The sequence below is a fragment of the Pseudomonas sp. CM25 genome (assembly GCF_013179705.1).
GTDB lineage: Bacteria > Pseudomonadota > Gammaproteobacteria > Pseudomonadales > Pseudomonadaceae > Aquipseudomonas.
The window spans coordinates 1-6,450 of sequence record NZ_JABMCW010000309.1; the positions used below are offsets into that span (position 1 = coordinate 1).

The following is a 6,450-nucleotide window of genomic DNA, read 5'->3' on the forward strand; positions in this document are numbered from 1 at the left end:
CAAGGCCCTGGCCGACTGTGGTGTGCCGCTGGTGGGCCTGGACCCGGCGATGACCCTGGTGTATCGCCAGGAGTACCAGAAGGTGCCAGGCCTGGAGGGTTGCCCGAAGGTGCTGCTGCCGCAGGAATGGCTGATGGATGTGCTGCCCGAGCAGGCACCGACCGCCCCGGGCAATTTCCGCCTGATGGCGCACTGCACCGAGAAGACCAATGTGCCGGCCAGTACCCGACAGTGGGAGCAGGTGTTCGCCCGCCTGGGGCTGAACCTGGTAACCGAGGCCACTGGCTGCTGCGGCATGTCCGGCACCTATGGGCACGAGGCGCGCAACCAGGAAACCTCGCGGACCATCTTCGAGCAGTCGTGGGCGACCAAGCTGGACAAGGAGGGAGAGCCGTTGGCGACCGGTTACTCGTGCCGCAGCCAGGTCAAACGCATGACCGAGCGCAAGATGCGCCACCCACTGGAAGTGGTGTTGCAGTACGCCCAGCGCTGACCAACAGGGCGCCTAGGGGCTGCTTGGCAGCCCCATTCGCGGCGGTTCGACGCCTCGATGAACCCGCTCCCACAGGGATGTCACAGGGCCTGAGGGCAGTGTTGTACCTGTGGGAGCGGGTTCACCCGCGAAGAGGCCCGCCCCGGCAATACAACTGTCAGCCTTCTGCTGTACGGTCTCTACGCCGGCGCGCCTGTCGATACAAATACAGACTCAACACCAACCCACAAGCCGCCGACGCAGCCGCAAACAGAAACATCGAAGCAAACCCGAACCCCGCCGCCACCGCGCCCACCAGCGGCCCGGTCACCCCCAGCGACAAATCGATGAACAGCGAATACGCCCCCACCGCCGCCCCGCGGTTGGCCGCCGATACCTGGTTCACTGCCTCAACGCCCAGCGCCGGGAATACCAGCGAGAAGCCAAACCCGCTCAGCGCTGCACCCGCCAATGCCAGTTCGGCGCTGGGCGCCAGCCACAGCATCAGCAGCCCCAGTGTTTCCACCGACAGGCACGCGATGGCCACGCGAAACCCGCCAATCCGGTTGATCAGGTTGCCGAACAGCAGCCGCGCACTGATGAAGCTGGCACCAAACAGGCTCAGGGTCAGCGCTGCATTGGCCCAGCCACGGCTGGCGTAATACAGGGTGATGAAGGTGGCGATGGTGCCAAAGCCGATTGAGCCCAGGGCCAGCCCCGAACCATGGGGGAACACCTTGCCCAGCACCTGCATGAACGGCAGGCGCTTGCCTGTGACGATCGGCGCGGCGCGTTTCGGCCACGCCAGCAGCAGGCCGAGCGCACATAGCAGGATGATGCTCACACCCATGCTCCACAGCCCCAGGCCGTTGACCATCAGCACGCCCAGCGGCGCACCGATGGCCAGCGCGCCGTAACTCGCGATGCCATTCCAGGAGATCACTTTGGCAGTGTTTTCGGCACCGACCCGCCCGATGCCCCAGCCAATCGAACCAGAGCCCACCAGGCTTTCCGCGCTGCCGAGCACCAATCGGCCAACCAGCAGGCAGGCCAGGCTGACCCAGGGCAGCTGAGTGAGGAAGGCGCAAGCGAGCATGAATACCCCGCTCAGGCCGCAGCCGAACAGGCCATACATGACCGCCTTCTTGCTGCCGTGGTTGTCGATGATGCGGCTGGCGGTAGGGCGGCTGAGCAGGGTAGCCAGGTATTGCACGCTGATAACCAGCCCGGCGAGCACGGCGCTGAAGCCCAGGTCGTTGTGCACATAGCCGGGCAACACGGCCAACGGGATGCCGATGTTCAGGTAGCCGATGAAGGTGAAGAGGACGATGGAGACGACTTGCAGCGTGACTGCAACGGGGCGGGGTGAATCGGGCATGACGGCCTACGTGAGTTCTGGACGGTGTGAAAACGTGATGACGGAGGTTGCCCGCAGGTCAGCCGTTTTCACACAGTCGGGGATGCGCAGTTATTCCTGGTCGGCGCTGGATTGATCGTCACCATCCTGCTCGACGGCAGCTGCCGGTTCGGCGTGGACGGTAACGGTTGGCTCTTCTGGGTTCAGGCTTGGGAAGGGAAGATTCGGGATCTCATGCATCTCGTCGTTCCTCGCAAGAGTGATTGAAAAGTCTGCGCCAGGCGCGTGTGAGGCTTTGCAAAGCTGGGGCAGGATACACAAGTCTGGATGACAGTTTGTATTTTTTCCCGGTCGTTTGTCGGTTTTGCGGGCGAACAGCGCACATTTGCCCCATGAAAAATGGGGCCGCTGGGGCCCCATTTTTCAGGTGGTTACTTCCGGCCTTCGGCCGTTTCGGCGACCTTGTCAGTGCGTGCGCACATGATGAAATCATTGCGGTGCAGGCCTTTGATGGAGTGGCTCCACCAGGTCACGGTGACTTTCCCCCACTCGGTCAGCAGCCCTGGGTGGTGGCCTTCGGCCTCGGCGATTTCGCCTACGGCATTGGTGAACGCCAGGGCGTGCTTGAAGTTCTTGAACAGGAACACGCGCTCCAGCTCCATGTGGCCGTCACGCACTTCGATGTTCCAGTCCGGGATTTCGCGAATCAGCTCGGCCAGTTCGTCGTCGGTCACTTTCGGCGCGTCTGCGCGGCAGGCTTCGCAATGGGCTTGGTTCAAGGCATTCATGGTGTGGTTTCCGCTTCGAGTTGTTATCGGCAAGGACGTTCAGGCAGCGACCTTGGGAGGAAATTTCGGGGCGTGCAGGCCCAGTTGCGTGGCTTTGTGGACCATGCCCATGATGTCTTCATGGGCCAGGTCGAACAGGCGCTTCATGTTCGGCAGTACAAAGTACAGCGGCTGCAGGATGTCGATGCGGTACGGCGTGCGCATGGCTTCGATCGGGTCGAAGGCCTGGTGCTCAGGCTCGCCAGACAAACTGTAGACGGTCTCCTTGGGCGAGGAGAGGATGCCGCCACCGTAGATCTTGCAACCCTGCGACGTTTCCATCAGGCCAAACTCGATGGTCATCCAGTACAGGCGCGCCAGGTACACGCGTTGTTCCTTGGTCGCCGCCAGGCCGAGCTTGCCGTAGGTGTGGGTGAATTCGGCGAACCACGGGTTGGTCAGCAGCGGGCAGTGGCCGAAGATCTCGTGGAAGATGTCCGGCTCTTGCAGGTAGTCCAGCTCTTGCGGGGTGCGGATGAAGGTGGCCACAGGGAAGCGCTTGCTGGCCAGCAGTTCGAAGAAAGTCTGGAACGGGATCAGTGCCGGTACCCGGGCAACCTGCCAGCCGGTGGTGGCACCCAATACCTTGTTGACCTCGCCGAGCTGCGGAATACGGTCATGCGGCAGCTTGAGCTGGTCGATGCCGTCCAGGTATTCCTGGCACGCGCGGCCTTCGATCACTTTCAGCTGGCGGGTGATCAGGGTGTTCCATACCGCATGCTCTTGCTGCGGATAATCGATAAAGCCTTGCGCATCGGGCTCGCGTGCCACGTATTGCGTCTGTTTCATGAGGCTCTCCTGGTGAGGGCTTTTCTTGTTATGTGCAGGACATGCCTTAGGAATATCCCGTTACCGGCGGTTTTGCACCGGGGTTGGCGGCTTCGGGCCAGAGTGGTTACCCGGGTATTCGTAACGATAATTTTACAAAAAGACGCAGGTGTCGGAAAATTCGGGGCATGCGGCTGATGTTTGGGTTGTTTTTGTCAGCTTATCTTTACGAAATTTCTGCGTGGTGTTGAAAAACATTGGCGCTTCGAGAGCCCTCATGCGTATCAAGGTGCATTGCCAGAACCGAATCGGCATCCTGCGCGACATTCTCAACTTGCTCGTCGAGTACGGTATCAACGTGCTGCGCGGGGAGGTGGGCGGTGACCATGGCAATGCCATCTACCTGCACTGCCCGAACCTGATCAACCTGCAGTTCCAGGCCTTGCGGCCGAAGTTTGAAGCGATCACCGGCGTGTTCGGCGTCAAACGGGTGGGGCTGATGCCCAGCGAACGCCGACACATGGAGCTGAATGCATTGCTGGGGGCGCTGGACTTTCCGGTACTGTCGGTGGACATGGGCGGCAGCATCGTCGCCGCCAACCGCACTGCGGCGCAGCTTTTGGGCGTGCGGGTGGACGAAGTGCCAGGCATGCCCCTGGCGCGCTATGTGGAGGACTTCGACCTGCCGGAACTGGTGCGGGCCAACCAGTCGCGCATCAACGGGCTGCGCATCAAGGTCAAAGGCGATGTGTTCCTGGCCGATATCGCGCCGCTGCAATCCGAACACGATGACAGCGAGGCTCTGGCCGGTGCGGTGCTCACCCTGCACCGCGCCGACCGCATTGGCGAGCGTATCTACAACGTGCGCAAGCAGGAGTTGCGTGGCTTCGACAGCATATTCCAGAGCTCGCGGGTAATGGCCGCTGTGGTGCGGGAAGCGCGGCGCATGGCACCACTCGATGCGCCATTGCTCATCGAGGGTGAAACCGGTACTGGCAAGGAGCTGCTGGCGCGTGCCTGCCACCTGGCCAGCCCGCGTGGCCAGTCGCCACTGATGGCGCTGAACTGCGCCGGGTTGCCCGAGTCGATGGCCGAGACCGAATTGTTCGGCTATGGCCCTGGGGCATTCGAAGGGGCGCGGGCCGAGGGCAAGCTGGGGCTGCTGGAGCTGACCGCAGGTGGCACGCTGTTCCTGGATGGGGTAGGGGAGATGAGCCCGCGCCTGCAGGTGAAACTGCTGCGTTTTTTGCAGGATGGTTGCTTCCGCCGTGTAGGCAGCGATGAAGAGGTGTACCTGGATGTGCGGGTGATCTGCGCGACCCAGGTGGATCTGTCGGAGTTGTGTGCCCGTGGCGAGTTTCGTCAGGACCTGTACCACCGGCTCAACGTACTGTCGCTGCATATCCCGCCCTTGCGTGAGTGCATGGATGGCCTGGAAGGGCTGGTGCAGCATTTCCTCGACCAGGCCAGCCGGCAGATCGGCTGCGCCATGCCGCGTCTGGCACCGGCGGCCATGGACAAGCTGGCGCAGTACCACTGGCCGGGCAATGTACGGCAGCTGGAAAACGTTTTGTTCCAGGCGGTTTCGTTATGCGACGGCGGTGTGGTCAAGGGCGAACATATTCGCTTGCCGGATTATGGGGTGCGCCAGCCTTTGGGGGAGTTTTCGCTGGAAGGTGATCTTTCGCAAATTGTCGGTCGGTTTGAAAAAGCGGTGCTGGAAAGTTTGATGGGGGAGTTTTCCAGTAGCCGGGCGCTAGGAAAAAGATTGGGTGTTTCACATACTACGATTGCCAACAAGTTGAGGGATTACTCCTTGGGCAAGTCGGAAAATTAAGAAGTAGTTAGTTGATAGCCTGTTAATTCGGCGGGGGCTGCTTCGCGGGTAAACCCGCTCCCACAGATACCACGCCGATCGTGAAGCTGGCGCTGTACCTGTGGGAGCGGGTTTACCCGCGAGTGGGGCCCGCAGGGCCCCCAATTCAAAGGTTTTCAGCCGTTGGAGCAGCCGTTCCCCATCACGCGGTATTCGAGAATGTGCTTTTGGCCCTTGGAGTCCTCGTAGGTCATGCGCGCTGGCACAACTTCGCACACATTGGGCACTTCGCTCATGGAAATGACGCGGGCAATGTCCAGGTGCTGAGAGTAACTGTACTGTTCAACCGGAATCTGCTCGGCATCTTTGGCTTCGCCGGCCATCGCCGCGCCGCAAAGACTACCAAGTACCAATACCAGTAAAGCTTTCATTTTCCATTTACCTGTCTAAGGTCGTGAGGGGGCACGCGGCGCTGATGGCGCCGCGAGTACAACTAGTTTTAACTATCAGGATGAGAGGGGGATTAACGCTTGCCTTCGTGGGGGCTGTTACCAGTTGTTAATCGCCTTGCCGTTGCTGGCGAGGTGAATTTTATGACCAGGGCGGCCGCTGAAACAGTGGGTCTTTTGATAAAGTGTTTTGACAGAATCTGTAACAATCCTGTGGTAAATACCCTCGTTTTTTCTTTGCCGGGCTGTAATGCCCGCGCCAGAGCGCCCTGCCGGAACGCGCGTGCCAAATTACTACCAACGTCGAATGGCTTTTGTCGCTCTGGTACAGTTACAAACGGTCCCATACAAAAACAACTATTACACCGAGGTAACACAGATGAGTGCGGCTCCACTGTATCCCGTTCGTCCCGAGGTTGCGGCCACTACCCTGACCGACGAGGCCACCTACAAGGCCATGTACCAGCAATCGGTGATCAACCCGGACGGCTTCTGGCGCGAGCAGGCCCAGCGAATCGACTGGATCAAGCCGTTCACCAAGGTCAAGCAGACCTCATTCGACGACCACCACGTCGATATCAAATGGTTCGCCGACGGCACTCTGAACGTTTCCTCCAACTGCCTGGATCGCCACCTTGAAGAGCGTGGCGACCAGCTTGCGATCATCTGGGAGGGCGACGACCCTTCCGAGCACCGCAACATCACCTACCGCGAACTGCACGAGCAGGTCTGCAAGTTCGCCAACGCCCTGCGTGGCCAGG

General features: G+C 60.6%; 7 protein-coding genes and 1 pseudogene. 3 read left to right on the top strand and 5 right to left on the bottom strand.

Annotated features, from left to right (window positions below; all coding sequences use genetic code 11):
* Positions 1-493: pseudogene (locus HP546_RS23920) on the top strand (hypothetical protein); the annotation flags it as partial.
* 157 nt (positions 494-650) lie between these two features.
* On the opposite strand, the gene HP546_RS23925 reads toward HP546_RS23920, so the two are convergent.
* From HP546_RS23925 to phhA, 4 genes are all read right to left on the bottom strand, one after another.
* Positions 651-1,850: an MFS transporter gene (locus tag HP546_RS23925; protein WP_172230355.1), complete on the bottom strand. Its 1,200-nt coding sequence runs from the start codon at positions 1,848-1,850 to the stop codon at positions 651-653.
* A gap of 90 nt (positions 1,851-1,940) precedes the next feature.
* A complete protein-coding gene (locus HP546_RS31515) occupies positions 1,941-2,069 on the bottom strand; it encodes a hypothetical protein (RefSeq protein WP_015271274.1) in 129 nt (42 codons plus the stop codon).
* A 191-nt stretch (positions 2,070-2,260) separates the two neighbouring features.
* Entirely contained in the window at positions 2,261-2,617 is a 357-nt protein-coding gene (locus tag HP546_RS23930; RefSeq protein ID WP_008096719.1) for a 4a-hydroxytetrahydrobiopterin dehydratase, read from the bottom strand.
* A gap of 39 nt (positions 2,618-2,656) precedes the next feature.
* On the bottom strand, positions 2,657-3,445 hold the full coding sequence (gene phhA, locus HP546_RS23935; RefSeq protein ID WP_172230356.1) for a phenylalanine 4-monooxygenase: 789 nt from the start codon (positions 3,443-3,445) through the stop codon (positions 2,657-2,659).
* Between the two features lie 256 nt (positions 3,446-3,701).
* Here phhA and HP546_RS23940 point away from each other — a divergent pair, with 256 nt between their 5' ends.
* Entirely contained in the window at positions 3,702-5,261 is a 1,560-nt protein-coding gene (locus tag HP546_RS23940; RefSeq protein ID WP_172230358.1) for a sigma-54-dependent transcriptional regulator, read from the top strand.
* A gap of 155 nt (positions 5,262-5,416) precedes the next feature.
* Here HP546_RS23940 and HP546_RS23945 read toward each other — a convergent pair whose 3' ends face one another.
* Positions 5,417-5,671 carry a DUF2790 domain-containing protein gene (locus HP546_RS23945; protein ID WP_003260110.1) on the bottom strand — a complete coding sequence of 85 codons (255 nt, stop codon included), beginning with the start codon at positions 5,669-5,671 and terminating at the stop codon, positions 5,417-5,419.
* 397 nt (positions 5,672-6,068) lie between these two features.
* On the opposite strand from HP546_RS23945, the gene HP546_RS23950 reads away from it, so the two are divergent.
* Positions 6,069-6,450 (top strand): acetyl-coenzyme A synthetase N-terminal domain-containing protein (locus HP546_RS23950; RefSeq protein ID WP_306125592.1); only part of this gene is annotated, 382 nt, incomplete at its 3' end.